The organism is Myxococcales bacterium, from assembly GCA_016717005.1.
Lineage (GTDB): Bacteria > Myxococcota_A > Polyangia > Haliangiales > Haliangiaceae > UBA2376.
In genome coordinates this window covers 177098-203357 of the sequence record JADJUF010000008.1, presented here as the reverse complement: position 1 = coordinate 203357, position 26260 = coordinate 177098, and the positions used below count along the sequence as shown (strand labels likewise).

The following is a 26260-nucleotide window of genomic DNA, read 5'->3' as shown; positions in this document are numbered from 1 at the left end:
AACCGCGCCGCGATCGTCGGCCCGCGCGCGGTGTGGCACGATGAGCCGATGCCCGGCGCCGCGCGCGGACGTACCCTCGCCACGCTGGCGCTCGCCGTCGCCGTGATGGCCACCGGCTGCTACCGCCCGAATCCGGGCGAGTGCCAGCTCGCGTGCACGCCAGCCAGCGGGTGCCCGGCAGCGCTGACGTGCGGATCCGACGGCTTCTGCCACGGCGGCGGCGACACGTTCGCGTGCGGCGGCGACGACGCGCCCGCGCCCGACGCCGGCGATCCCGACGCGCCGGGCGACGACGCCCGCGAGATCGACGCCATGCCGCCGTCGCCGATCGAGGATCTCGCGGCCGGCAACCGCCACGCCTGCGCCATCCGCGCGGGCGTGCTCGCGTGCTGGGGCGACAACCGCCGCGGCCAGCTCGGCGTCACGCTGTCGATCAAACGCACCGGCACCCCGATCGTCGTTGGCAGCGCCACCGACTGGGAGCACGTCGCGGCGGGCCAGAACCATACCTGTGGCATCCGCGCCGGCGTGGTCTGGTGCTTCGGCTCGAACACGTCGGGCCAGACCGGCGCGATGGTCAGCATGTCGTCGACGCCGAGCCAGGTCAAAGATGGCGCGGGCGCCGCGCTGACCGGGGCCACGGCGCTGTGCACCGGCGCCGCGCACTCGTGCGCGATCGTCGCCGGCGCGCTCATGTGCTGGGGCTCGGACGCCTACGGCCAGCTCGGCGACGGCCCCGCCGGCGACGGCGGCCAGCGGGCGGCCGCCGCCGAGGTGCTGACCGCCGGATCCCGCACCTGGACCGACGTCGCCTGCGGCGTCAACCACACCTGCGCGGTCGCCAGCGACCATGCCGTGTACTGCTGGGGCGAGAACGCCAACGGGATGCTCGGGCGCGCGGTCACCGGCGTCGACAACGACGAGCCGACCGACGTGACCGTGCTCGCCGGGGCCGCGCGGGTCGCGATCGGCGACACCTACTCGTGCGCGATCACGACCACGAGCGGGCTCTCGTGCTGGGGGTACTACAACGACGCCGCCCATCCGGCCCCGGTCTCGGCCCTGCCCAGCGGCCTGAGCGGCGTCTCGGCGCTCAGCGCAGCGCGCGACGGCGCGTGCGCCAGCGACGGCACGACCACGCGATGCTTCGGTGACGGCAGCGACGGCGAGCTCGGGGACGGTTCGTTCGCGTACCGGCGCACCTACGGTGGACCGGTCCAGGGCGCACCCGGCGTCGAGCGCCTGGCCTCGGGCACGCGGTTCCACTGCGCCGCGCTCGTGGACGGCTCGATCCGTTGCTGGGGCAAGAACAGCGACGGCCAGCTCGGCCAGGGCACGACCGCGACCGCCCACGTCCGGGTCCAGGTGCCCGGCGTGTGGCGCACGGTCGCCACCGGCAAGGACGCGACCTGCGCGATCGCGATGGCGGATCAGCGGGTCTATTGCTGGGGCCAGAACTTCGGCGGCTGGAACCAGCCTGGCCCCGCGGCGCTGCTCGAGACGCCCACGCTGCTGCCCGACGTCGGCCCGGCGCTCGACGTCGCGGTCGGCAGCGAGCACGCCTGCGCGGTCGCCCTCGACGGCACGGTCAGCTGCTGGGGCGAGGCCACCTACGGGCGGGTCGGCAACGGCTCGGTCGCCGGCGGTGTCCTCCCCCCGACCGTGGTCTCCGATGGCGGCGGCGCGCTGCACGCGAGCGAGCTCGCGCTCGCCGACCACGGCTCCCAGGCGGCGGGCCCCAGCGGACTGTTCGCCTGGGGTGAGAACGCGGGCAACCGCCTGGGCCTGCCGACGGTGGCCAACCAGGGTGACGCGCAGCCCGTGGACGGCTCGCCCCTGTGGACCTCGCCCGGGCTCGGCGCCAACTTCGGCTGCGGCCTGCGCGGGGGCGTCGCGCTGTGCTGGGGCGGCGGCGACCAGGGCCAGCTCGGCACCGGCGCATCGGCGCAGTCGGGGCCGGTCGCGATCCCCGGCTTCACGTTCAGCGCGATCGCGCCGGCGGCGTTCGGCGATCACGTGTGCGCGGTCACCAGCGGCGTCGAGGTCGGCGCGCTGTTCTGCTGGGGCGACAACGCTCGCCATCAGGGCAGCCCGCTCGCCTCGGGCTCGCCCTCCCCGCGCCGCCAGGGCACCGCCGTCGACTGGTCGGCGGTGGCGGCCGGCAGTGACACCTCGTGCGGCGTGCGCGGCGGGTCGCTCGAGTGCTGGGGCGCCAACGACGAGGACAGCTACCAGGCGGGGCTCGATCGCGATCCCGGGGACGTCACCAGCCCGACGGCGATCGGCACCGGCTTCAGCGCGGTCAGCCTCGGCTGGAGCCACGGCTGCGCGCTGACCGCGACCGGCGAGCTCTGGTGCTGGGGCAACGGCCGCTACGGCGCCATCGGCCTCGCCGGGCATCGCGACTTCGCGACCGCGCAGCCGGTCACGCTGCCCTGACCCTCACGCACGACGCGTGCAGGCCGTCGCGGTGACCTGAGCCCGGCCCCGCCCCGTGCCACGGGTCAGCTGGGTCGACCCGCGCCGCGCTGGCGCGCGACCTCGTACAGCGCCACGCCGGCCGCGACCGAGGCGTTGAGCGAGCCGACGCCGGTCGCCGCCATCGGGATCAGCGCGTGCAGATCGCAGGTGCGCGCGACCAGCGGTCGGACGCCCTCGCCCTCGGCGCCGACCACCAGCGCCAGCGGGCCGCGCAGATCGAGCGACGCGATCGGGCGTGCCTCGGGCACCGCCGCCACCGCGCACGCCCACAACCCCGCGGCCTTGAGCTGCTCGAGCGCGCGCACCAGGTTGGGCACGCGCGCGATGCCGATCAGCTCGGTCGCGCCGGCCGAGGCCTTGGTCGCGGTCGCGGTCACCTCGGTCGCGCGGTGCTCGGGGATGACCACGCCGGTCGCGCCGAACAGGTACGCCGAGCGCACGATCGCGCCGAGGTTGTGCGGATCCTGGAGGCCGTCGAGCACCACCACCAGCGGCGGCGTCGGCCCCGGCGCGCACAGCGCCTCGAGCTCGGCGTAGCGGAACTCGCCGGTCACCGCGATCACGCCCTGGTGGCGCGCGCCCGCGGGCGCCAGCTTGTCGAGCTCGCGCAGCGGCCGCAGCTCGACCTGCACGTGCTGGTGGCGGGCGCTGTCGACGACGCCGACCACCGGGTCCTTGCCCTTGGCCTCGGCGCGCTCGCGCGCCGCGTAGAGCACGGTGATCGCGCGCGGCCGCGCCGCGACCAGCTCGCGCACCGGCCCGACGCCGTAGACCAGGCGGTCGGTCACGACGCCGCCTCGAGCTCGGCGACGATGGCCCGGGCCGCGGCCGCGGGATCGGCGGCGTCGCGGATCGGTCGCCCCACGACGATCAGGTCGCTGCCGTCGCGGCGCGCCGACGCCGGCGTCGCGATCCGCTGCTGATCGCCCGCGGCCGCGCCGGCCGGGCGGATGCCGGGGGTGACGATCAAGAAGCCGGCCGGGGCCGCCGCGCGGATCGCGCGCGCCTCCTGCGCCGACGCGACCACGCCGTGGCAGCCGGCGGCGGCGGCCAGCGCGGCGCGCCGCGCCACCAGCGCCGCGACCGGGCCGTGGGCGCCGATGTCGTCGAGGTCCCCGTCGGCCATCGAGGTCAGCACGGTGACCGCGAGCACCCGGGCCGGCGTGCCCGCGGTGGCCGCGACCGCCGCCGTCAGCATCGCGCGGCCGCCGCCGGCGTGGACCGTGACCAGCTCGGCGCCGAGGCGCGCGGCCTGGGTCATCGCCCGGCCGACCGTCTCGGGGATGTCGTGCAGCTTGAGGTCGAGCATGACCCGGTGGCCGGCCGCGCGCGCCGCCGCGACCACGGCCGGCCCCTCGGCGATGAACAGCTCGAGGCCGACCTTGACCCACGACGCGGCCGCGCCGACCCGCGCCGCCAGCGCGCTCGCCGCGGCGGCGTCCGGCACATCGAGCGCGACGATCAGTCGGTTGCCGGGGTCGAAGCTCATGGGCGCGGTGTAGCCGGCCCCGGCGCGCGCGGTCAACGGATCGCGCGCACGACCACGCCGCCGCCGTCGACCTCGACCACGTAGACCACGCCGTCGTCGCTGCGGCGGTGCTCGGCGTCGAACCCGATCGCGCCGGTCACCCCGTCGACCCGGGCCGAGGCCAGGCGCCGGGCCAGCTCGTCGCGGCTGCCGGCCCCGAGCGCGGCCAGCGCGCGGACCGCGTCGTAGGCGTAGGCGTCGACCGCGGTCGGCGGCTTGCCGATCGCCAGCTGGTACTGCCGCTCGAACTCGAGGCCGCGCTCGTCGATGGCCCCCGGGAAGTAGCCCGGCGCCAGGAGCGCGCCCTCGCTGTAGCGCCCGGCCTCGCGCAGGTAGTCGTCGCCGGCGCCCTCGACCGTCGACAGCAGCACGATCGGCCGGCCGCCCTTGACCTTCTTGGCCCCGGCCGGGCGCGCGAGCATCCCGGCCGCCGCCAGCGCGGGCGCCACCAGCTCGACCCGGTCGGCGGTGTCAGGCACGAACACCGCCTGCCAGCCGCCGCCGAGCTTCTTGACGATCCCGGCGAACGACCGGGTGTCGGCCTTGTACGAGACCTCGACGACCAGCGCGTCGCCCTGGGCCGCCACCTGCTCGGCGAACGCCCGCGCGACCGCGGCGCCGTAGCCGCTCTCGGGGCGCAGCACCGCGAAGGTGCGGACGCCGTCGGCGTGGGCGCGCCGCGCCAGGCTGCGCGCCCGGGCCTCGGCCGAGTGCATGACATGGAACACCCAGCGCCCGCCGCCGCTGCGCTCCTCGGGCCGCGGCGACAACGACAGCAGCGGCACGCCGGCGTCGCTGGCGGCCGCGCTCGCCGCGTCGACCGACGCGCCGTCGGCCGGGCCGATGATCGCCAGCGCCTCGCCGTTCGCGAGCGTGGCCACCGCCGTCGCGGCCTGGCCGCCCTCGGCGTCGACGATCGTGATCGCCGGCGCCAGCGCGCCGAGGCTGATCGCGCCGACGTGCAGGCCCCGGGCGATCTGCTCGCCGATGCGGGCCTGCTTGCCGGACTGCGCGACGATCGCGCCCAGCCGACCGGGCGCGACCGGGGCGGCGTCGGCGGTGACCGGCGGGCCCAGGTCGGGCAGATCGAGCGCGCGGCGGGCGTCGGCGCCGTGCTTGCGCGCGCTGGTGGCCCCGGCGCTGTCGCCGGTCGCCGCCAGGTCGACCGCGACCCGCTCGGCCAGGAGCACGACCGCGACCCGGCCCTCGCCGGCCGCCGCCCAGGCCGCCGCCACGTCGGCGCCGGGCGCCGCCGCGACCACCTCGGCGCCGCGCGCGAGCACGTACCCGCGCTCGGCCGCGCTGGCCTTGGACCAGAACTTGTCCATCCACGGCAGCGCCGTCAGCGGGCGCGCCGACGCCAGGTGCGCGTGCACCTGCGCCGCCAGCCACTCGCCGCGCTCGGCGTCGTTCTCGATCGCGCCCTCGCTGCCGGCCAGCAGGGGCACCGCGCGGTCGCCGTCGCCCAGGTAGCTCGTCGCCAGGCCCAGGTAGAGCTCGCCGCGGCGGCGCAGGCCGGCCTCGAGGTCGGGCTTGGCCAGGAGCTTCTCGAGGCTGGCGACCGCGCCGGCGGCCTCGCCGGCCTGCTGGGCCGCGACGCCGGCGAAGAGCAGCGCGAACGGCTCGACCGGGTCGCCGGCGAACTCGTCGGCGATGGCCCGGAACTCGTCGGTCTGGCCCCCCGAGCGCAGGAACTCCTCGCGCGCGGCCAGGAACCGCTGCCGGGCGGCGGCGTCGCCGGTGGTGGGCACCTGCGGCACCAGCGTGCGGCGGGTCGACTTGGGGCAGCCGGCCAGGACCAGGCAGGCCACCACCAGCGCCAGCGCGCGCGCGACCAGGGACACATGACGTGACATGCCGCGACGATAGCCGCCGCCGCCGAGCGCAGCAAACCCGAGACCGACGTGGGCCATGCCGGTCCAACGCGCGAGGCGAACCCGGCGTTCCCTGGTGGGCAAGCGGCCGCGGGTGTGGTTAGGTCCGCCGGTGTCACGCACCGAGCGCCTGCCCGCCCTGATCGACGCCGCCCACGACTGTCTCGACGAGGGAGATCTCGAAGGGGCGCGCGCCAAGCACGCGCTGGCCGCGCGCGTCGATCGCCGCAACCCCGACGTCATGTGCCTCGACGCGCAGCTCACCGCGCTCGAGGGCGATCTCGAGGCCGGCTACGCGATCGCCCAGGAGATCGTCGCGGCCCACCCCGAGCACGTCCACGGCCTCCTGTGCGCCGCCGACATCGGCCTCGGGATCGATCCCGACGCCGCGGTCGAGCTGGCGCGCAAGGCCGCCGACCTGGTCGAGGACGAGGGCGACCTGGTCGCGGCGGTGCTGCTGCTCGCCGACGGCCTGTGCGCGACCGACCGCGCCGGCGAGGCCCGCGAGGTTCTGGGCGAGCTGTCGAGCTCGGCCATCGACGACCCCGACATCATCCTCGACGTCGCCAACGCGCTCCTGACCGCCGAGGATCCGACCACCGCCGAGCTGTGGCTGCGGCGGCTGACCTCGACCGAGGACGAGCACACCGCCCACGCCTGGCACCTCATCGGCGCCGCGCGCGAGGCCAAGGGCGACAAGGCCGGCATGGTGGCCGCCTGGCGCGAGGTGCTGGCGCGCGATCGCGCCGAGCCGTGGCAGCCGGTGGTCGCCGACGACGACCTCGAGCAGCTCGCGGCCGCCGCGTTCGAGGAGCTCCCCGAGGACGTCCGCGCGCGCCTGGCCGACGTGCCGATCATGATCGACGATCTGCCCTCGGACCACCTGGTCGAGGACGGCGTCGATCCGCGCCTGCTCGGGCTGTTCGAGGGCACGCCCCTGTCCGAGCAGTCCGCCGTCGGCGGCGTCCCGACGATCACGACGATCCACCTCTACCGCAAGAACCTCGAGCGCGCCGGCGGCGGCGACCCCGAGGCCATCGCCGAGGAGGTCCGGATCACCGTCCTGCACGAGACCGCCCACTACTTCGGCCTCGACGACGACGACCTCGAGAAGCTCGGCCTGGACTGAAATCCGCGAGGGCCCGCCGGAATGCAGACGCCCCGGTCTGCGACCACCGCGATCGTGGCGACTCACGCTCGCCACCGCAGCTCGATCAGCGAAGATCAGTTGGGCAGGCAGTTGATCGGGGGCGGGAGCGGTACGCCGGGCGTGCACGCGATCACGAAGCAACACTCTCCAGCGACGGTGCAGTCGGCGTTGGTCGTGCAGGTTCCAGGAATCCCGCCGTCTGGCAAGCCGACGGGCGCGTCCGGCAGGCTGACCGGGGCGTCGATCGGCTGGCCCGGCGCATCGATGAGGCGCGCGTCCGCGGTCGCGGCGTCGGGGTTCGGGTTGTTCGGCCCGTCGATGCGGCGCGCGTCGATGGGATCGCCATCGCCGCCGGTGCCCTCGGCGCCTGCGGCGCACGCGACCATCGAGGCCAGCCCGGCGGCGGCGATCAGGGACAGGACAAGATGAAGCGGGCTGCGTGCTGGCATGTACGTCTCCTGGGCCGGGGCTCCCCCGATCCGGCTCGCGCATCGTAACGAAGCCGTCGTCGCACACAAGCACATTTCTCGCGACATCTCCTGTCGCCCGTGACCCGCGCCGCACGACCGGTCCGGCCAGGCGAGGTCCGCGACAAAGGTCGCCCGTCTCGATGCGACGCATTGTCGTCGCCCTCGCAAGGAAGGTTCGGCCAGTTCCGGCCGTACAATCCTCACCATGTCAGGTGAACGTTCGATCGAGGAAGGCTCGGGAGCTGCGCTCACGTCGGGCAGCATGCAGACTCCGTCGCCGGCCGCCCACCTCGACGCGGGGTTGCCCCAGCGCGGGACCAACGTCGCGAGTGGCTCCGCCGATGTCGTCGCGGACCGACTTCGGGCGATGCCCGAGGCACACCGTGGTGAGGCCCTCCAGGCCCTCCAGGCCGAGCGCGGCAACCACTTCACGCAGTCCGTGATCGCGCTGGTCGATGGCGCGGGCGCGGCGACCCGCGCCAGCGATGGTGACGGCGCCACGCTCGACAACGCGCCGACGCGCCTGGAGTTCGATGCGAGGCTGGAGATCGGCGAGGGAATCGTCGGCGATCGCAGGCAGGTTCCGGCCTACATCTACAACGTCGGCGACGACCCGGTCGGCATCGCCCGGGTGCGCGTCGGTGGTTCGTCGGCGCTTTCGGCGCGCGTGGCGGAGCGCGAGCGGGGCACTGGAGCAACGGACACCATCGCACCAGGAGGTTACGCGATCGTGCTGGTCACGTTCGAGCCCCATGCCGTCGGCGACCACAGCGGCCTGGTCGAGCTGACGACCGATCTCGGCGAGTCCTTCCAGTTCTTCGTCGCCGCCTCGGCGCAACTGCGACCGCTGCCAGCATCCGCACCAGCGGCGCCGGCCACGGCCGCCGCCGCACCGGACGAAGACGATGGCGCCACGCGGCAGCCGAAGGCACCGGCTGCGGCCCCCACGCCACCGCCCGAACCCGCCGCCGCCCCGCCCGTGCACGTCCCCGTCCCCCTCCACGTCGACACACACCAGCTGCAGTTCGCCGCGGTGGTCGGACGACCGGTGCTGCCACAGGCGGTGACGATCACCAATCCAAACGAGGACACTGTGCGCGTCGACGTCTCGGTCGAGGAGAGCGGTTCCTTCTCGGTGCCGCGCGACCCGTTGTTCGTGCGCGCCGAACGCAAGAACCAGCCCAGCGAAGTGCTGCCCGTTGGCTTCGAGCCCACCCGCAGCGGGCATCACGCCGGCGTGCTGGTCTTGCGCTACGGCGACCAAGCTCCGCTGCGCATCGCCCTCGGCGGCGATGCGATGAAGATCGCAGGCACCGCCGAGGAAGATGCCGCCCGAGATCCGCTGCGCCCGCCCTCGATCGAGGAGCTCCCCGAGGCCCAGGAGCCGCACACCGTGGCACAGCGACGTCACTTGCGAGACCGCGCCGCGGATGCGATCTCGACGGTGCCGATGAACTACCAGGCCTTGATTCCGCACGCGGACGAGGCCGTGGCGCGGTTCGCGAACACGATCGCCAGCGCCGGCGCGTCGCTCCAGCAGCGCGTCGTGACGTGGCTGAGCCAGGAAGGGATCGCGGCGCTCGGCAGCATCCGCGCCAACCCCGACGAGGAGGCCGCGAAGTTCCTGCTCACCGAGGTGGTGGACGCGGCCGCGGATCGGCATCCGGTGACGATGGCGATCTCGAAGACGCTCCAGCTCGCATACGACGTCCACGCCGCAGGCCAGCTCAACGCAGAGATCGACGGGCTGCAGGCCCGCCTCGGGACCGTCGGCGCGCTCGCAAGTGGACACGCGGGGGCAGCGAGCCGCGCGCTGTTTCGCCAGTACGGCAGCCTGCTAACGCAGTTCGCGAGCGCACGCGAAGCGCTGACGCGAAGCGCTGACGCCGACGTGCGGCGAGATCTTGGCGCCGCAACCAGACCTGACGACTACGGAAAGCGAAGTTACGACGAAGCCCGGGACAACGTCGCCAACTACCACCGCACCATGAACCGCATGGCTGAAGCGGTGAAGCTCCTCGCCGCTGCAGCGACCGACGTGCCCGCGCGACTCGACGCGGGGTTCGCGCAGCTCCTCGACCGCTACCTGCGATATCGCGCGACCGGCATCGCCGACGGCGAGGTCGTCGGGCGCGACACGCAGGCCGAGCGGCGCAAGCTGCGTGTCAGTGGGAGCGTCAACTTCGATGTGCCGAACCGATACGGCGCGGGGTATTCGATGGTGCTCTCGGAGATCGACTTCGGGCGCTACGGCTCCGACGACATGTCCCAGACCATGCAGGACCACGCCTACGCGAAGCATCTATCGGAGATGCGCGGTTGGGTCGTCGAGATCCGGCTGATCCGCGCCCACGACAGCGGCGCCATCGTTCTGCGTCAGTCCGCTGACGGCGCACGCCAGGTGGATGGCGTCGACGACCACGTCGCGCGGGCCGGCGGCGAGGTCGCGCTGTGGCAGTACCTGGACAGCCGCCCGCTGCGCCAGCTGCAGTAGCGATCAAGGACCGGTCACCCCTGGCACAGACGCCGCACACCGGAACCCAACCCAGTCGGCCACGCCGTGATTTTCGGTCGCCCACACCTTGAACGCGGAATCGGTGGCGTGCGCATCAACGTCACCGCCCCGCGCAGCGCCGTTTTCCGCGATCGGCTCGAGCCCGGCCACTGTGATCGGGAGCCGATCCATCTGGTAGCGCAGCAGGTTCTTCGAGAGCGCGATCTCGCGCACGTTGCCGGCCATGTCGAGCAGGCCGTAGGGGCTCGCGCCGGCGGGGCGAGAGCCGACCGGCGCGGTGATGCCACGGGTGCAGCCCTTGATGACCGCGCGCTTGCACGATGGGGTCTGCTCGCCCCACGGGTACGTGCGCCCGTCGGTGCCGCGGGCTGCCTTCTCCCACTCGTCGTTCGCCGGCAGGCGCTTGCCCAGCCAGTTGCAATACGTCAGGGCCTGCGCGAAGGACACACAGTTGACTGGATGATCGGCGCGATCGGGCTTGCCCCAGTTCCCGGATTGCGCCGGACAGCTGTCATCGACGCCCGGCACCGTGCACGCGCCCGCGGCCACACACCGCCCGTAGGCGGCCACGGTGACCTCGGTCTTGTCGATGTAGAACCCTTGGAGGGTCACGGCTTGTAGTGGTGCTCCGAACGCGTCCTCGCCGGTGCGTCCGATCAGATACTCGCCCGCCGGCACCAGCACCATCCCGGTCGGATCGAGCGGAACCCCGGCATCGATCGCCACCGCCGGCGAGTCGATGGGGGCTGCATCGCGGGCGACGTGCCGACGGGGATCCGGCCATTGCTCCCTGGCATCGCTGCAAGCCACGGCGAGCACCGCGACAACCCACGCGCGTCGCATCGGCATGTGCTCGTCACGACGCACCATGCGCCTCATCGTAGCAGCCACGGCGTGCGGGCGGCCGGTCGCCGACCGCTCGCCGGCGAAAGGACCCCAGCCCAGGGCAGGCCCCTCGTCGCCAGGGCGATCGCCCGGCGACGGGCAACGGTCGGATTCCGCGACTCCAGCGCCGCCGAGCCCCGCGCGAGGCGTACGATCGCAGCCGCCTGCGCCACAGCCCGGACCCGACCGGGCGGTGCATGGCGGCCACGCAAGGAGTCCTGCCACGATGCGAACCGAGCTCGAGATCAACGGACGGCAGTACGTGCTCGCGAACGACGAGTGGTTGCTGCCGGCGCACAACGTGACGGTCAAGGCGTGCGACGAGGCGGCCCGCAAGCTGGGGCTGTCGGACACGGGCAAGGAGGTCGTGCAGCGCATCGTCGACTTCGTCCGCTCGATGGGCGGGCGGCCGGTCGCGAGCACCGAGGTCATCCAGCACTTCGCCGCGGAGTCCTGGGGCGCGACCGGCGGCGAGTGGACCAAGCTCTTCAAGTACACCTGCAAGCAGCGCGCGATGCTGCGCTACCGGAGCCTCCCGCCGACCAGCTCGAGCCTCCTCTACTTCGCGTTCGAGGACACCCTGCCCGACCGCGCCAGCTTCACCGACCCCGATCGGTAGCGCGCCGAACGGGCGGCTCACGGCTGGTCGACGCGCCCCCCGCCCCCCCCCGCCCCGCTACGCCAAGGTCGCGACCCGCTCGCCGAACACCCGCTCGAGCCGGGTCATGAGCTCGTCGGACGGGCTCACCATCCAGCGATCGCCCAGCGGGATGACCGACTGGCTGCGGGTCGGGATCGCGAGGCGGACGATCGCCTGGCAGGCGCCGCGCGGCGCGCCCAGCAGGATCTCGCGCAGCTCGCCGATCTGCTCACGGGTGACGCTGTCGGCGTTGAGGTCGATGAACACCTTCGTGGTCTTGGCCTTGCGCAGCTCGCCGATCTGCTGGGCGTCCTCGAGCAAGATCTTCCACTGGGCCTCCTCGGCGGTGCCCTCGTTGACCGCCTTGCCCGAGCACAGGATCGGCTCGTCGCACACCAGCACGTGGCGGACCTTCTCGAAGGTCTTGGGGAAGCACACCACCTCGAGCGTCCCGGCCTGGTCCTCGAGGACGAACCGGGCCATCTTGTCGCCCTTCTTGGTGATCATCTCGCGGTACTGCGAGACCACGCCGCCGACCGCCGCCTCGCCGGCCGAGCGCCGGCCCTCGATGAAGTCGCTGGTGGTGGCGCTGGCGTAGCGCGCGAGGTCGTCGCGGTAGCGATCGAGCGGGTGGCCCGAGATGTAGAAGCCCAGCGCCTCCTTCTCGAACGCCAGCAGCTGCTTGGCCGGCCACGGCTCGACCGCCGGGTAGGTCTCGCCCTGGGGCGCCGCGCCCGGCGCCGGGGTCGGCGCGGCGATCAGCCCGAACAGCGAGGTCTGGCCGCTCTTGCGATCGCGCTGCTCGGCCGCGCCCTGCTCGAGCGCGCCGTCGAGCGCGGCCAGGAGCCCGGCCCGGTGCCGCCCGCCGGCGATCGGGCCGTCGAAGGCGCCGCTCTTGATCAGCTGCTCGAGCACCCGGCGGTTGCACTTCTGGGTGTCGACCCGCCGGCCGAGGTCGAAGATCGACGCGAACCCGCCGCCGTCCTTGCGGGCCTCGAGCACGGCGTCGACCGCGGTCGCGCCGACGCCCTTGACCGCGCCCAGCCCGAACCGGATGACCTTGTCGGCGAGCGCGCCCGGCCGCGGCGTCACGGTGAAGTCGGCGGCGCTCTCGTCGACGTCGGGCCGCTCGACGGTCAGGCCCATGGCCCGGGCCTCGCCGATGAACTTGACGATGTTGTCGATGTTGTCGGCGTCGCACGACATCAACCCCGCCATGAACTCGTGCGGGTAGTGGTGCTTGAGGTACGCGGTCTGGTACGTGACCCAGCCGTAGGCCGCCGAGTGCGACCGGTTGAAGCCGTAGCCGGCGAAGAACGCCATCAGCTCGAACACCGAGTCGGCGATCTTCTCGTCGACGCCCTTGCCCTTGGCGCCGTCGACGAAGCCGGCCTTCTCCTTGTCCATGACCTCCTTGGACTTCTTGCCCATCGCGCGGCGGAGCAGATCGGCGCGGCCGAGCGAGTACCCGCCCAGGACCTGGGCGATCTGCATCACCTGCTCCTGGTAGACGATGACGCCGTAGGTGTCCTTGAGCACCACCTCGAGCCACGGGTGCGGGTACTCGACCTTCTTGCGGCCGTGCTTGCGGTCGATGAAGTCGTCGACCATGCCGCCCTCGAGCGGGCCCGGGCGGTACAGCGCCACGGCCGCGACGATGTCCTCGAGGCAGTCGGGCTTGAGCTTCTTCAGGATCTCGCGGAAGCCGCTCGACTCGAGCTGGAACACGCCGGTGGTGTCGCCGCGCGAGATCATCTTGTAGACGCCGGCGTCGTCGTCGGGGATCAGCGCGATGTCGAACTGCTCGACCGCGGGGCCGCGCTGCTCGTTGATCAGCCGCACCGCGGTCTGGATCACCGTCAGCGTCTTGAGGCCGAGGAAGTCGAACTTCACCAGCCCGGCCTTCTCGACCTCCTTCATCGCGAACTGGGTGACGATCTCGCCGTTCTGGCCGCGGAAGCACGGCACGTACTCCCAGACCGGCAGCTCGGAGATCACGACGCCGGCGGCGTGCATGCCGGCGTGGCGGTTGAGGCCCTCGAGCGCGCGGCGATGTCGAGCAGCTGCCGGTGCATCGGGCTATCGTTGTAGAGCGCCTTGAGCTCGGGCGTGTTCTCGATCGCCTCCTTGACCGGCGGGGTCTTGCCGGCGACCGGCTCGGGCACCAGCTTGGCGAGCCGGTCGGCCTCGGCGAACGGGATGTCCATGGCCCGGGCGATGTCGCGGATGACCCCGCGGGCCTTGAGCTGGTGGAACGTCGCGATCTGCGCGACGCGCTCGCGGCCGTACTTCTCCTGGACGTACTTGATGACCTCGTCGCGCCGGTTCATGCAGAAGTCGACGTCGAAGTCCGGCATCGAGATGCGCTCGGGGTTCAGGAACCGCTCGAACAGCAGCTTGAACTCGATCGGGTCGATGTCGGTGATGCCCATCGAGTACGCGACCAGCGACCCGGCGCCGGAGCCGCGGCCGGGGCCGACCGGGATGCCGTGCTGCTTGGCCCAGTTGATGAAGTCCCAGACGATCAGGAAGTAGCCCGAGAACCCCATCTTCTGGATGACGCCGAGCTCGACCGCGAGCCGGGCCCGGTACTGATCGACGTCGAACGCGCGCCCGCGGGCCTTGAGGAACGCGAAGCGCCGCTCGAGCCCGGCCCCGGCGACCTCGCCGATGTAGCTGTCGAGGGTGTGGCCCTCGGGCACGCCGTACTTGGGCAGGAAGGTCTTGCCGAGGTCGAGCTTGACGTTGCAGCGCTTGGCGATCTCGACCGTGTGCTCGAGCGCCTGCGGCACGTGGCCGAGGTCGGCGTTCATCTCGGCCGGCGACTTGAGGAAGTAGCTGTCGACCGTGTGCTTCATCCGCTTCTCGTCGGTGAGGCTCTTGCCGGTCTGGATCGCCATCAGCACCTCGTGGGCGGCGGCGTCGGCGCGGTCGACGTAGTGGCAGTCGTTGGTCGCGACCAGCGGGATGTTCAGCTTGGCGCCCATCTTGACCAGCGCCTCGTTGAGCTCCTGCTGCTCGGGCGTCTTGGTCGGCATCAGCTCGAGGAAGAAGTTGCCGTGGCCGAAGATGTCGTCGTACTCGCGCGCGACCGCCTCGGCCTCGGCCAGCGAGCCCTTGGCCAGGGTCTGCGCGACCTCGCCGCCCAGGCACGCGCTCATCGCGATGATGCCCTCGTGGCGCTCGCGCAGGAGCGCCTTGTCGACCCGGGGGTTGTAGTAGAAGCCCTCGAGGTAGCCCATCGAGTTGAGGTACGACAGGTTCTTGTAGCCGGTCGCGTTCTCGGCCAGCAGCACGAGGTGGTAGTTGCGCCGGTTGGTGCGGTCCTTCAGGTCGGCCGCCGCGACGTAGGTCTCGCAGCCGAAGATGACCTTGACGTCGTGGTTCTTGGCCTCGGTGTACAGGTCGATCGCGCCGAACATGTTGCCGTGATCGGTCACGGCCACGGTGTCCATGCCGCGGGCCCTCAAGGTCGGGAACAGATCCTTCACCCGGATGGCCCCGTCGAGCAGGCTGTACTGGGTGTGGACGTGCAGGTGGGTGAACTCGCCCATGGCAGGTGAGGCTTACCGCACCCGCGCCGCCCCGAGGGAGGTCGTCCGGTATCCGGACCCGGCGGCGACGGTGGTCGGCCACCGCGCGCCGCGCTAGGATCGGCCCATGCTCACCCCGGTGCCCATCGAGCCTGGCTGGCAGCGGCCGCTGTCGGTGGCCGAGTACCACCGGATGATCGACGCCGGCGTGTTCGATGAGGACGAGCGCCTGGAGCTGCTCGAGGGAGTGATGGTGGCGATGAGTCCCCAGGGGATCCCGCACGCGAAGGTGATCACGGTGCTGTGCCGGCGGCTGTTCCAGGTGACCGAGGGCGCGTCGCTCGAGGTCCGGCCGCAGCTGCCGTTGACCCTGGCGCGGTCCGAGCCCGAGCCGGACCTGGCGGTCACCGACGCGCGCGGCGCCTGGCCGCGGGGCCGCCATCCGGAGACCGCGCACCTGGTGGTCGAGGTCGCGTCGGACTCGTTGCGCAAGGATCTGGGTCCGAAGGCCAGCATCTACGCCGAGGCGGCGGTGACCGAGTACTGGGTGGTCGACGTCGAGCGGCAGCTGGTCCACCGCCACGGCCAGCCCGATCCGCGCGAGCGGACCTACCGCGAGGTCCAGGTGTTCGCGCGCGGCGCGACGATCACGTCGCTGGCGCTGCCCGCCCTCGCGGTCGCGGTCGACGACCTGTTCTGACCTGTTCGGACGTGTTCGACGCGCGGTCCGGACGGGCGGGGCTCAGCCCTCGGCGCCCTGGGTCCACGCGCCACGGGCGGCGAGCCCGTTCATCTTGGCGCGGTGCAGGTACGCGGCCTGGCCGGCGGCGATGTTGGCGTCCTGGCCGGCCCAGGTCGCGATCGACGCGGCCTGGAGCGCGCGGCCGTACGAGAAGCTGATCGGCCAGGGGTGCGGGCCGCGGCGGTTGATCGCGTCGAGGTTCGCGGTGGCGGTGACGTCGGCCTGGCCGCCCGACAAGAACACGATGCCGGGCACGGCGGCGGGCACGGTGCGGCGGAAGCAGCGCAGCGTGGCCTCGGCGATCACGTCGGCCGCGTCCTGGTGCACGCACTTGGCGCCGGCGATGACCATGTTGGGCTTGAGCAGCATGCCCTCGAGCCGGACCTTGTACGCGTAGAGCGCGTCGAAGACCTGGTGCAGGGTCTCGGTGGTCACGTCCTCGCAGCGCGCCAGGCCGTGATCGCCGTCCATCAGCACCTCGGGCTCGACGATCGGCACGATGCCCTCGGCCTGGCAGCACGCGGCGTAGTGGGCCAGCGCCTCGGCGTTGGCGCGCAGGCACAAGGCCGACGGGATGCCGGGCGCGATGTCGATGACCGCGCGCCACTTGGCGAAGCGCGCGCCCAGCTCGCGGTACTGGGCCAGGCGCTTGCGCAGGCCGTCGGCGCCGGCGCTGATCTTCTCGCCGGGGCAGCCCGGCAGGTCCATCACGCCGGCGTCGACCTTGATGCCGGGGATGATGCCCTGGCTGGTGAGCAGATCGACGAAGCGCTGCCCGCCCGCGGTCGCCTGGCGGATCGTGGCGTCGAACAGGATGACGCCGCTGATGTGCTCGGCCGCGCCGGCGGTGGTGAACAGCATCTCGCGGTAGCGCCGCCCGTTCTCCTCGGTCGCCTCCAGCTTGATGCCGTCGAAGCGCTTCTTGATGGTGCCGGCGCTCTCGTCGGCAGCGAGGATGCCCTTGCCAGGCGCCACCAGGGCGCGCGCGGTGGAGTCGAGATCGTGCGTCGTCATGGCGCGGACGCTACTACCAACACCGCGCGCTCGCAACGCGCGATCGCGTCGCCAAAATCACCGCGCGGCGACGCCGCTGTCGTCGAGAAACGCAACGATCGCCTCCCACGTGACCGCGTGACGCATCGCGGTGGCGGAGTCCCAGCTGTTGTGCAGCGCGACGACGCGGCCGGCGCGATCGAACAGCGGACTGCCCGAAGTGGCCCCAGTAGGTCCAGGCGTCGTGCTTGGTCCGGCCCAGATGTTGCTCACCGGTCCGGCTCCCGGTCCGGAAGCCGCGGATCGTCCCGACCGACACGTGCCACGGCTGGTAGCCGGTGGCGTCGCCGTCGGGCGTGCGGGTGCCGGGCTGGCCGATCACCACGACGTCGTCGCCGGCCGCGGGCGCGGCGGCGGCCAGGTGCGCCACCGGCAGCTCGCGGGCGCCGGTCAGCGCCACCAGCGCGACGTCGCGGTCGGCGTCGAGGTGCGTGCACACGCCCGCGAACGCTCGACCGTCCGGAAACCGGACGGTGACCTCGCGGCCGACCTCATCGACCACGTGGGCCGCGGTCAAGATCAGCCCGACCCCGGCCAGGTTCACGCCCGAGCCGCCGCCGAGCTTGACCACCGCCGGCTGGACCGCGCGGATGGCCGCGCGCCAGGCGCGGTCGGCGATCGCGGCGTCGACCTTGGCCAGGTACGGGTTGGTCGGCGCGACCGCCGGCGCCGGCGCGGCCAGGGCGCGCTCGATCGCCGCCGCGGCCCGGTCGAAGGTCGTCGCGGTGCCAGGCGAGATGCGCCAGCGGCCGGCGATGTAGCCGCGGTAGCCGTCGAGCAGCGCGCGCAGCCGGGCCGCCGCCGCCGCGCGCGCGCGGGTCGGCGCGCGCTCGGCCGCCGCCTGGGCGCCCAGCGCCGTGGCCACGGTCGCGAACCGCAGGACGTCGGCGCGCAGCGTCGGGTTGCCGCCGTCGGCCTCCTCGCGCCCCCACACCACGTACTGACCGCGCGGGGCGATCCGATCGCGGAGGTCCTGCTCGGCCGCGACCGCCGCGGTCGCGAACGTCGACCGGGCGCGCGCGGTCGGGTCGCGCCCCAGCGCGACGTCGACCAGGTACGCGGCGTCGGGGCCGCCGGCGCCGGCGCCGGCGTACTCGGCCAGGACATGCAGGATGCGCTGGCTGCCGGCCAGCTCGGGCTTGGCGGCGGCCTGCCACAGCCCCGTCGCCAGGTGGCTGTGCAACCAGCGCGCGGTCTCGGCCTGATCCTCGCCGGCGCTCTTGCCGGCGTAGTCACCGACCGCGTCGGCCAGCGGCGCGCCGGCCCGGGTCGCGAGCGCCGCGCGATCGGCGGCGGCGAGCGCCAGCGCCGGGTACCGGGCAGCGCCGGCGACCGCGGCCGCGAACGCCGCGTCGTCGTCCGCGAAGCCGCTCACGCCGTCGAGGTGGTGGAACAGCTCGTGGTGGAAGGTCAGCGGCAGCTGCCCGTCGGTGTAGTAGGCCGCGGCGATCGCGTCCCGGCCGTTCCACAGACCGAAGTAGCGATACCCGCCGAGGTCGTCGTCCCAGGGCCGGAACCCGTCGCCCGCGTCCGACGCCAGCCCGGCGAACACCCCGACCGACACCAGCCCGCGCTGCCCGAGCCACCCCCGCGGGTAGTGCCGGGCCTCAGCCACCAGCAGGCGCGCCGCGTCCACGCGCGCGGCGCGCTCGAGCGCGGGCATCCGCTCGAACCAGCGGCCGGCCGGCAGCCCGGCCCGCTCGAACACCAGCTCGGCGCCGGTCCAGGCCGCGAACTCGTGCTGGAGGTCGACGAGCGGGTCGCCGGCGCGGGCCGGCGCGGCGCCCGCGACGAGGAGCGACGCGATCAAGATGGAGCGGGCGTTCATGACATCAACCTGACGCGGACGGCTGTCCAGATCGACGGCTACCGGCCCGGGCGATTCACCCCTTACGTGGCCCTTACCTGCCGGCGCGGCCCGGGAATGGCCGAGGGCCGCCGCGCGTTGGGTCCGATCGGCGGTCCTCCTCGGCCGAGGTCCACGCGGCCGAGCGAGCGCGCGACCGCGGCGCCCGACGGCGGTCGCGGCGCAGCGCGGTCCTCGGCGCGCGACCGCAGCGCCTCGACCTACCCGGCCGAGCCCATCAACGACCGTGGTCCCGGCCACCAGTCGCGGTGCAGATCAGGCCTCGGCGCGCGACCGCAGCGCCTTGACCTGCCCGGCCGAGCCCATCAACGACCGTGGTCCCGGCCACCAGGCGCGGTGCGGCTCAGACCTCGGCGCGCGAGCGCAGCGCCTTGACCTGCCCGGCCGAGCCCATCACCACCACCGTGGTCCCCGCCACCAGCACGCGCTCGGGCGCGGGGTTGTACTCCCAGCCGGCGCCGGGGTCGGGCCGCACCGCGAGCACGTTGAGCCCGTGCTTGCCGCGGATGTCAGCGTCGCGCAGGGTCGTGCCCGCGAGGTCGGCCCCGGCGATGATCACGACCTCCTCGATCCGCATGATCGCGTTCTTGTCCCGGAGCATCTCGTCGAGGAACTTCACCACCGACGGCCGCACCATCTCGGACACCATGCGCATGCCGCCGATGAAGTTGGGCGAGACCACCGCGTCGGCGCCGGCCCGCTTGAGCTTGTCGACGTGGGTCAGCTCCGAGCACCGGGCGATGATCCGCGCGTTGGGCGTGATCTGGCGGGTCGCGACCACCAGGTACAGGTTGTCCTTGTCCGACGACAGCGCCGCGCCCAGCCCCTTGGCCTGGGCCAGGTTGACCTGGCCCAGGATCTCGTCGTCGGTGGCGTCGCCGACGACGTAGCTGAAGTCGGCCTTGGGGGGGGCGGCGGCGAGCTCGCGCAGCTCGACCTCGTTGGTGTCGATCGCGACGACGCGATGACCGGTGATGAGCAGCTCGGTGATGATGTGGCCGCCGGTCGAGCCGGCGCCGCACACGACGAAGTGGTCCTTCATGGCGCGAGTCCTCTTCCTCATCCGCTGGGCGCTGAGCACGTTCCGCAGGTCGCCCTCGACGACGAAGGCGGTGATCATCGACGCGAAGTACACCAGGACGCCGGTGCCGAACACCAGCAGGAGCATCGTGAACCCGCGCGCGTACGGCGCCTGGTCCATGCCCGGCAGGGTCTCGCCGTAGCCGACCGTCGTGACGGTGATGATCGTCATGTACAGGCAGTCGATCCACGGCCACTGGTGGTTCCCGATCCACCAGTAGCCGGTGGCGCCGCCGAGCACGACGATGATCATCGCCACGAATCCGGCGAGCAAGCGGTTCCAGATCGACGACGACACGGCGGCGCATCGTACGACGGGACGGCGGGCCCGGTGTATGGTCCGCGCCGATGGAGATCTTGGCCAGCTACCTGGCCGGCGCCTGGCACCCCGGCACCGGTCCCGCCACCACGCTCGTCAACCCCACGACCGAGGCGCCGCTCGCGACCGTCCACGGCCGCGACCTCCCGCTGGGCCAGGCCCTGGCCTACGCCCGCGACCGCGGCGGCGCGACGCTCCGGGCGATGACCTTCGCCGAGCGCGGCGAGCGCCTGGCGGCCCTGGCCAAGGCCATGCACGGCGCGCGCGAGGAGCTGATCGCCCTGGCCGTGGCCAACGGCGGCAACACCCGCGGCGACGCCAAGTTCGACCTCGACGGCGCCAGCGGCACGCTGGCCCATTACGCCGAGCTGGCCAAGACCCTCGGCGAGCGCCGGATCCTGGCCGACGGCGACCCGGCGCAGCTCGGGCGCACCGCGCGCCTGTCGGGCCAGCACGCCTGGGTGCCGCGGCCGGGCGTGGCGGTCTTCGTCAACGCGTTCAACTTCCCGGCCTGGGGCCTCGGCGAGAAGCTGGCGTGCGCGTTCCTGGCCGGCATGCCGGTCCTGTGCAAGCCCGCGACCGCGACCGCCCTGGTCACCTACCGCGTGGTCAAGCTGTGGGCCGACGCCGGGCTCCTGCCCGACGGCACCCTGCAGCTCCTGTGCGGGCCGGCCGGCGATCTGATCGATCACCTGGGCAGCTTCGACGTGCTGGCGTTCACCGGCTCGTCGGGCACCGCCCGGACCCTGCGCAGCCACCCGCGGATCGTCGCCGAGTCGGTGCGCGTCAACATCGAGGCCGACAGCCTCAACGCCGCGGTGCTGGCGCCCGACGTCGACCTCGCCAGCGAGACCGGCCGGCTGTTCGTGGCCGACGTGGTCCGCGACATGACCCAGAAGACCGGCCAGAAGTGCACCGCCATCCGCCGGGTGATGGTGCCGGCCGAGCGCCGCGCCGACGTGCTCGACGCCCTGCGCGAGCGCCTGGCGACGATCGTGATCGGCGATCCGACCCGCGACGACGTGCGCATGGGCCCGCTCGCGACCGCGGCCCAGCACCAGGACATCGCGGCCGGCATCGCGCGGCTCGCGGCGGTCACCGACGAGGGCTACGGCGGCGTCGGCGCGATCTCGCCGGTGGGCGTGGCCGCCGGCACCGGCTACTTCGTCGGGCCGGTCGTGCGCACCACCGCCGACGCGGCCGGGTGCGCGGTCATGCACGAGCACGAGGTGTTCGGCCCGGTCACCACGGTCGCGGCCTACGACGGCACCGCCGAGGTCGGCGCGGCCCTGGTCGCGCGCGGCCACGGCAGCCTCGCGACCTCGTGCTACAGCGACGACAAGGACTGGCTGGCGCGGTTCGTCCCGGCCGCCGGCGCGGTCAGCGGCCGCGTCTACATCGGCAGCGAGAAGATGGCGCCGCTGTCGACCGGCCCGGGCACCGCCCTGCCCCAGCTCCAGCACGGCGGCCCCGGCCGCGCCGGCGACGGCGCCGAGCTCGGCGGCCTGCGCGGCCTGGCGCTGTACCAGCAGCGGGTCGCCCTGCAGGGCGACGCGACGATCCCTCGGGGGGCTGTAAGCCGTGGCGGCGCGGGCACGGGCTCGCCCGGCGTAGGCGAACGCGCGCGCGACCTGCTCGTCGAGCAGGGCCGCGACCTCGGCGGCCTCGGCCCCGGGCGCGGCGCGGACCGTGTCGACGGTCCCGCGCACCAGCGCTTGGCGCTCGTCGTCGGGCACGGCCAGCACCGGCGCGCGGCCGCCGAGCTTGCGCAGCCCGGTCTTGGCGCCGTCGAGCCGACGCTTGATCTCGGCCTCGGGCAGCGCCAGCAGCGTGGCGATCTCGGCCGGCATCAGCCCGGCCACGGCGCGCACCACCAGCACGACCCGCTGCTCGGCGGTCAGCCCCGGCCCGCAGCACGCCGCGAGCAGCGCCCGCAGATCGCCCTCGGGCGTGGCCGCCTCGGGCTCGGCGCGCCGCGACACCACGCCGGTCGTGGCCGACATCGCGACCGTCGCCATCCAGGTGGCGGGGTTGCTGGGGATGCCGCCGTCGGGCCAGGCCGCGGTCGCCGCCAGGTAGGCGTCGGCCAGCGACACGTCGACGAGGTCGAACTCGCCCATCCGGCGCCACAGCGTCGCGAACACACCCGCGTGCTCTGCGCGGAACCGGCGGAGCGCCGCACCGTCGTCGACCATGCCCGTCGGTAGCACGGTGAGGCGACGGCCGTCCAGGCTAGAGCCTTGACCTGCGGGCTGGCTAGCCCGCCCCGCCCACGGCGCCGCCGGGATCCGCACCGGGCCCGGGACCGGGCCCGCCGCCGGCTTGCCGAGCATCCCGACGAACGCGCCGAGGACACCAGCGACGGGCGAGCCGGCGCCGAGCTGTCCCGACACGTTCTGCAGCAGCGACTGGGCCGCGCTGCCCCAGTCGAGCGCGCCGCCGGTCGCGGCGGCGGCGTCGTCAGGCGAGATCTCGGTGAACGCGGCCCGTCAGGCCGCGCGCGCCGCGATCACTTGCCCTTCGAGCCGTTGATGATCGCGTCGACCGCGTCGGAGTTCTCGTCGAGGTTGACCTTGTCCGAGTCGTTGCCCTTCTCGCGGATCACCTCGATGATCGCGTCGGGCTTCTTGGCCTCGGGCGCGTTGGCCTTGCGGGTCGCCTGCACCTCGACGAGCAGCTTCGGGTCCTGGATCAGCAGCCCGAACGAGCCGTAGAACGCCATCTTGTCGACGGCCTGGACCTCGAACTCGGTGGCGTTCCAGACCGCGCGGCCCTCGACGGTCTTGGCCTTGCCGTAGCGCGACTCCATCAGGCCGCGGAAGAACGTGAAGTTGCGCTGGTCGTCAGCCAGGGCCTTGGTGTCGATCGCCACGAACATCTTCCAGAGCTTGCCCTCGTAGAAGAAGAAGAACCGCTTCTGGTTCTTGCCGCCGGCGTTCTCCCAGTACGCCAGCATCGACTCGCCGGTCTTGTGCGCGAACTCGGAGTCGATCAGCGACACGTCCCAGCCCGACTTCTTGCCGTCGAACGCGATGTACGACTGCTTGATGCGCTGGATCTCCTTCTGCTTCTCCTTGCGCAGCTTGTCCTGGGACATCACGTCGCTGGTCGCGGAGATCTGCTCGGCGAACCGCTCGTCGATCTGCTTGGCGAGCGTGCCGATGATCTCGTCCTTGTCCATGCCGAACTTGTAGGCGCCCATCAGCTCGCCCAGCGCCTTCTTCTGCTCGGCGTTGGGCGGCGGCACCTTCTGCTCGGCCGGGCCCTTCTTGACCGGAACCGGCTTCTTGCGGCGGCCCTTGGCCCAGGCGTCGTCGGTGGTGACGGCGAGCCCGAGGCCAAAGGTGAGGGCGAGGACGGTGGCGATCGAGCGAGTGCGCATGGGGCCCCCTTCGGGCACGGGTCGTGGGAGAGCGAGACGCGTGGAGTCTAACCGCCCGGGAGGGGGGTCACAAGGAAGACGGGCCAGGCCGGCCCGCGATTCAACGGTCGCGCGCGGCGGCGTCGCTGACCAGGCCCCGGATGCGGTCGAGGGCCAGCTCGATCCGCGCCATCGGCGGGCCGAACGAGAACCGAAGATGCCTGCGAAAACGGGAGCTTCCCGCGCCGCGGCGCTTGCCCGGGTTCACGTCGAAGAAGTCGCCGGGGACGGTGATCACCTTCTGGTCGAGGGCGGCCCGGAAGAAGCTCATGCCGTCGTTGATCGACGGCGGCAGGTGCTGGGCCGAGGCCCACACGTAGAACGTGCCCTCGGGCGGCAGATCGACGGTGAAGCCGGCGTCGCGCAGGCCGTTGAGCATCTTCGCGCGCTTCTTGCCGAACTCGGCCTGGATCGCCGCGGTCTCGGCCCGGGTGGCCTCGGGGCTGAGCAGGCCGATCGCCGCCCGCTGCAGCGGCCGCGAGCCGCCGCCGTCGAGGAACGACCCGGCCGAGGTCACGGCCTCGATGACCTTCTTGGGGCCGATGGTCCAGGTCATGCGCCAGCCCGGGTAGCGCCAGTTCTTGGTCAGGCCGTCGAGGATCACCACCGGATCGCGGTCGACGTCCTCGACGTAGCGGGCCGCGGTCGAGATCCCGCCCTGGGCCGCGAGGTCGGGGCGCCAGATGTAGTGCGAGTAGAACTCGTCGAGGATCAGGGCGCAGTCCTCGTCGCGCGCGACCGCCACCCACTCGGCCAGCGTCTCGCCGCCGATGACCTTGCCGGTCGGGTTCGATGGGTTCGAAAGGAGCACCGCGCCCAGCCCGCGGCCCTGCACCTCGCGCCGCAGATCCGCGGCCGAGAACGCGTAGCCGCGCTCGCGCTCGAGCAGGATCGGGATCGGCGAGAACAGCCGGAACACGTCGAGGAGCTCCTCGTACGCGGTGTAGTCGGGCAGGAAGTGGCCGAGGTTGATGTGCCCGAGCGACGCGGCGACCCGGGTCAGGGCGGTGCGGCCGCCGCCGGAGATCGCGACGTTGTCGGCCGAGTACTGCGACGGCAGGCCCCGACGGAACAGGTCGTTGTAGAGCGACGCGATGGTCTCGCGCAGCTCGCCGATCCCGGCCACCGGCGCGTACTCCTGGTCGGCCGGATCGATCGTGACCGCGGCGTGGCGCGGCGGCGCGCCCGGCAGGTCCTCGGCCTCGGGCATGCCCTGGCCCAGGTTGCACCAGTCGGTGGCGCTGGGGTCGAAGCCGCGCTTGCGGGCCTCGGTGGTGACGAAGATGACGCCGGTGCGCGGCACCTCGCGGAACGCGGTGATGGTCGGCTCGGTCGGGGCGGCCGGGGCGCGGACAGGCGGGGGCGTCGTCGACATCGTGCGGAACCTACGCGCAGCCGGCGCGGGCGACAACATCGCGCGACCACGGCGCGATCCGAACCTGATTCGCGGCCGGGCCTGGTCCGCGGGCGCGGTCGATTTGGTAGCGTGGCGGCGTGCCGACCTTCGCCGACCTCACCGCGCAGCCGCGCGCGGTCGCGATCATCCGCGGCGCGCTGCAGCGCGATCGGCTGCACCACGCGCTCCTGCTGTCGGGCCCGACCGGCGCCGGCAAGCGCGACCTGGCGCTGGCGCTGGCGTCGGCCCTCAACTGCGACACCGCGCCCGGCGAGGGCTGCGGCGTGTGCGCGACCTGCGAGCGCATCGCCGCCGGGGTCCACCCCGACGTGATCACCCTGGCCCGCGAGGGCGCGGCCCAGATCATCCCGATCGAGACGGTGCGGCGCGACGTGGTCGCGGCGGTCGGCCTGCCGCCGCACGAGGCCCGCGAGCGGGTGTTCATCGTCGACGAGGCCACCGCCCTGCCCCCGGCCGCGGCCAACGCGCTGCTCAAGACCCTCGAAGAGCCCCCGGCGCGGACCCGGTTCGTGCTGGCGACGACCGCCCCCGATCAGCTGCTGCCGACGATCCGCAGCCGGTGCCAGCGCATCGCCCTGGCCGCGCTCGACGTCTCCGCCCGGCGCGCCGCCGGCGACGACGGGGTCGCGACGGCGGCCGAGGCCCTGGTCGCCGCGATCGATCGCGGCCCGGGCGCCGCGATCCGGGTCGCCCAGAAGATCAGCGAGGACAAGCTCGACGCCGCGGCGGTGGTCGAGCTCGCGGCGATCGAGCTCGGCGGGCGCGCGACCGCCGCGGCGCACGCGGGCGCGACCGAGGCGGCCCGGCGCGATGGCGCCCGGGCCAGCGCCCTGGCCCACGCCCACACCGCCCTGGCCCTGCACCACGGCAACCCGGGCGTGTCGATCGAGGCGATCGTCCACCGCCTGGCGCGGGTGACCCAATGAGCGAGGGCGAGGCGCCCCCGGCCGAGGGCCGTCGACGTCGTCGTCGCCGCGGCGGTGGTGGCGGCGCGGCCAGCGACGGCGCGGCCGGCGACGGCGCGGCCAGCGACGGCGCGGCCGGCGACGGCGGGACCGCGCGCGCCCCGGCCGCAGGCCCAGCACCCGGCGCGGCCGCGGCCCCGACCGGCGAGCGACGCCCCGAGCGCGCCCGCGGCCCCCGGCCCGAGGGTGATCGGCCCCGCGGCCAGCGACGCCCTGAGGGGCCACGTCAACCCCGGCCCGAGGGGCCCACGGTCAACCCCGCCCCGAGGGTGGGCAGCGCCCCGAGGGCGCGGCGCGCGGCCCCCGGCCCCGAGGGCGCG

At 73.5% G+C, this 26260-nt stretch carries 16 protein-coding genes and 2 pseudogenes; 7 read left to right on the top strand and 11 right to left on the bottom strand.

Features of this window, described 5'->3' with window-relative positions:
• Nucleotides 1-48: 48 nt before the first annotated feature.
• Nucleotides 49-2439, top strand: a complete 2391-nt coding sequence (locus IPL61_10650) for a hypothetical protein (GenBank protein ID MBK9031765.1) — start codon at nt 49-51, stop codon at nt 2437-2439.
• 65 nt (nt 2440-2504) lie between these two features.
• Here the strand turns inward: IPL61_10650 and rlmB are convergent, their stop codons facing one another.
• The 3 genes from rlmB to IPL61_10635 are packed head-to-tail and all read right to left on the bottom strand — an operon-like array spanning nt 2505 to nt 5865.
• The gene (rlmB, locus tag IPL61_10645; protein MBK9031764.1) at nt 2505-3269 is read right to left on the bottom strand and encodes a 23S rRNA (guanosine(2251)-2'-O)-methyltransferase RlmB; all 765 of its coding nucleotides are present in this window, start codon (nt 3267-3269) and stop codon (nt 2505-2507) included.
• Complete coding sequence (gene pyrF, locus IPL61_10640) at nt 3266-3970, bottom strand: orotidine-5'-phosphate decarboxylase (protein MBK9031763.1); 705 nt, start codon at nt 3968-3970, stop codon at nt 3266-3268. Before pyrF ends, rlmB begins: the two co-directional genes overlap by 4 nt.
• 32 nt (nt 3971-4002) lie before the next feature.
• Entirely contained in the window at nt 4003-5865 is a 1863-nt protein-coding gene (locus IPL61_10635) for a penicillin-binding protein activator (GenBank protein ID MBK9031762.1), read from the bottom strand.
• A gap of 130 nt (nt 5866-5995) precedes the next feature.
• Between IPL61_10635 and IPL61_10630 the strand changes: the two genes are divergently transcribed.
• Nucleotides 5996-7012, top strand: a complete 1017-nt coding sequence (locus IPL61_10630; protein MBK9031761.1) for a metallopeptidase family protein — start codon at nt 5996-5998, stop codon at nt 7010-7012.
• Nucleotides 7013-7107: 95 nt separating this feature from the next.
• Here the strand turns inward: IPL61_10630 and IPL61_10625 are convergent, their stop codons facing one another.
• Nucleotides 7108-7482, bottom strand: a complete 375-nt coding sequence (locus IPL61_10625; GenBank protein ID MBK9031760.1) for a hypothetical protein — start codon at nt 7480-7482, stop codon at nt 7108-7110.
• A gap of 226 nt (nt 7483-7708) precedes the next feature.
• On the opposite strand from IPL61_10625, the gene IPL61_10620 reads away from it, so the two are divergent.
• Nucleotides 7709-9997, top strand: a complete 2289-nt coding sequence (locus tag IPL61_10620; protein ID MBK9031759.1) for a hypothetical protein — start codon at nt 7709-7711, stop codon at nt 9995-9997.
• A gap of 3 nt (nt 9998-10000) precedes the next feature.
• On the opposite strand, the gene IPL61_10615 is transcribed toward IPL61_10620, so the two are convergent.
• Nucleotides 10001-10888 carry an SUMF1/EgtB/PvdO family nonheme iron enzyme gene (locus IPL61_10615; protein MBK9031758.1) on the bottom strand — a complete coding sequence of 296 codons (888 nt, stop codon included), beginning with the start codon at nt 10886-10888 and terminating at the stop codon, nt 10001-10003.
• Between the two features lie 241 nt (nt 10889-11129).
• Between IPL61_10615 and IPL61_10610 the strand changes: the two genes are divergently transcribed.
• Nucleotides 11130-11522, top strand: a complete 393-nt coding sequence (locus IPL61_10610) for a hypothetical protein (protein ID MBK9031757.1) — start codon at nt 11130-11132, stop codon at nt 11520-11522.
• A 57-nt stretch (nt 11523-11579) separates the two neighbouring features.
• Here IPL61_10610 and dnaE read toward each other — a convergent pair.
• Nucleotides 11580-15097 (bottom strand): annotated as a pseudogene (dnaE, locus tag IPL61_10605) (DNA polymerase III subunit alpha).
• 106 nt (nt 15098-15203) lie between these two features.
• On the opposite strand from dnaE, the gene IPL61_10600 reads away from it, so the two are divergent.
• Nucleotides 15204-15776, top strand: a complete 573-nt coding sequence (locus tag IPL61_10600; GenBank protein ID MBK9031756.1) for a Uma2 family endonuclease — start codon at nt 15204-15206, stop codon at nt 15774-15776.
• Nucleotides 15777-15818: 42 nt separating this feature from the next.
• Here IPL61_10600 and IPL61_10595 read toward each other — a convergent pair whose 3' ends face one another.
• The 3 genes from IPL61_10595 to IPL61_10585 form a co-directional block, all read right to left on the bottom strand.
• Complete coding sequence (locus IPL61_10595; protein ID MBK9031755.1) at nt 15819-16832, bottom strand: fructose-bisphosphate aldolase class I; 1014 nt, start codon at nt 16830-16832, stop codon at nt 15819-15821.
• Nucleotides 16833-16845: 13 nt separating this feature from the next.
• Nucleotides 16846-18699 carry a trypsin-like peptidase domain-containing protein gene (locus IPL61_10590; protein MBK9031754.1) on the bottom strand — a complete coding sequence of 618 codons (1854 nt, stop codon included), beginning with the start codon at nt 18697-18699 and terminating at the stop codon, nt 16846-16848.
• 382 nt (nt 18700-19081) lie between these two features.
• Nucleotides 19082-20116: a potassium channel protein gene (locus IPL61_10585; GenBank protein MBK9031753.1), complete on the bottom strand. Its 1035-nt coding sequence runs from the start codon at nt 20114-20116 to the stop codon at nt 19082-19084.
• 50 nt (nt 20117-20166) lie between these two features.
• Between IPL61_10585 and IPL61_10580 the strand changes: the two are divergent.
• Nucleotides 20167-21690, top strand: a pseudogene (locus tag IPL61_10580) (3,4-dehydroadipyl-CoA semialdehyde dehydrogenase).
• Nucleotides 21691-22646: 956 nt separating this feature from the next.
• On the opposite strand, the gene IPL61_10575 reads toward IPL61_10580, so the two are convergent.
• A complete protein-coding gene (locus IPL61_10575; GenBank protein MBK9031752.1) occupies nt 22647-23519 on the bottom strand; it encodes a hypothetical protein in 873 nt (290 codons plus the stop codon).
• Between the two features lie 100 nt (nt 23520-23619).
• Nucleotides 23620-24933 (bottom strand): pyridoxal phosphate-dependent aminotransferase, encoded by a 1314-nt coding sequence (locus IPL61_10570; GenBank protein MBK9031751.1) that lies wholly within the window; start codon nt 24931-24933, stop codon nt 23620-23622.
• A gap of 119 nt (nt 24934-25052) precedes the next feature.
• Between IPL61_10570 and holB the strand changes: the two genes are divergently transcribed.
• Entirely contained in the window at nt 25053-25901 is an 849-nt protein-coding gene (gene holB, locus IPL61_10565) for a DNA polymerase III subunit delta' (GenBank protein MBK9031750.1), read from the top strand.
• Nucleotides 25902-26260: the final 359 nt, after the last annotated feature.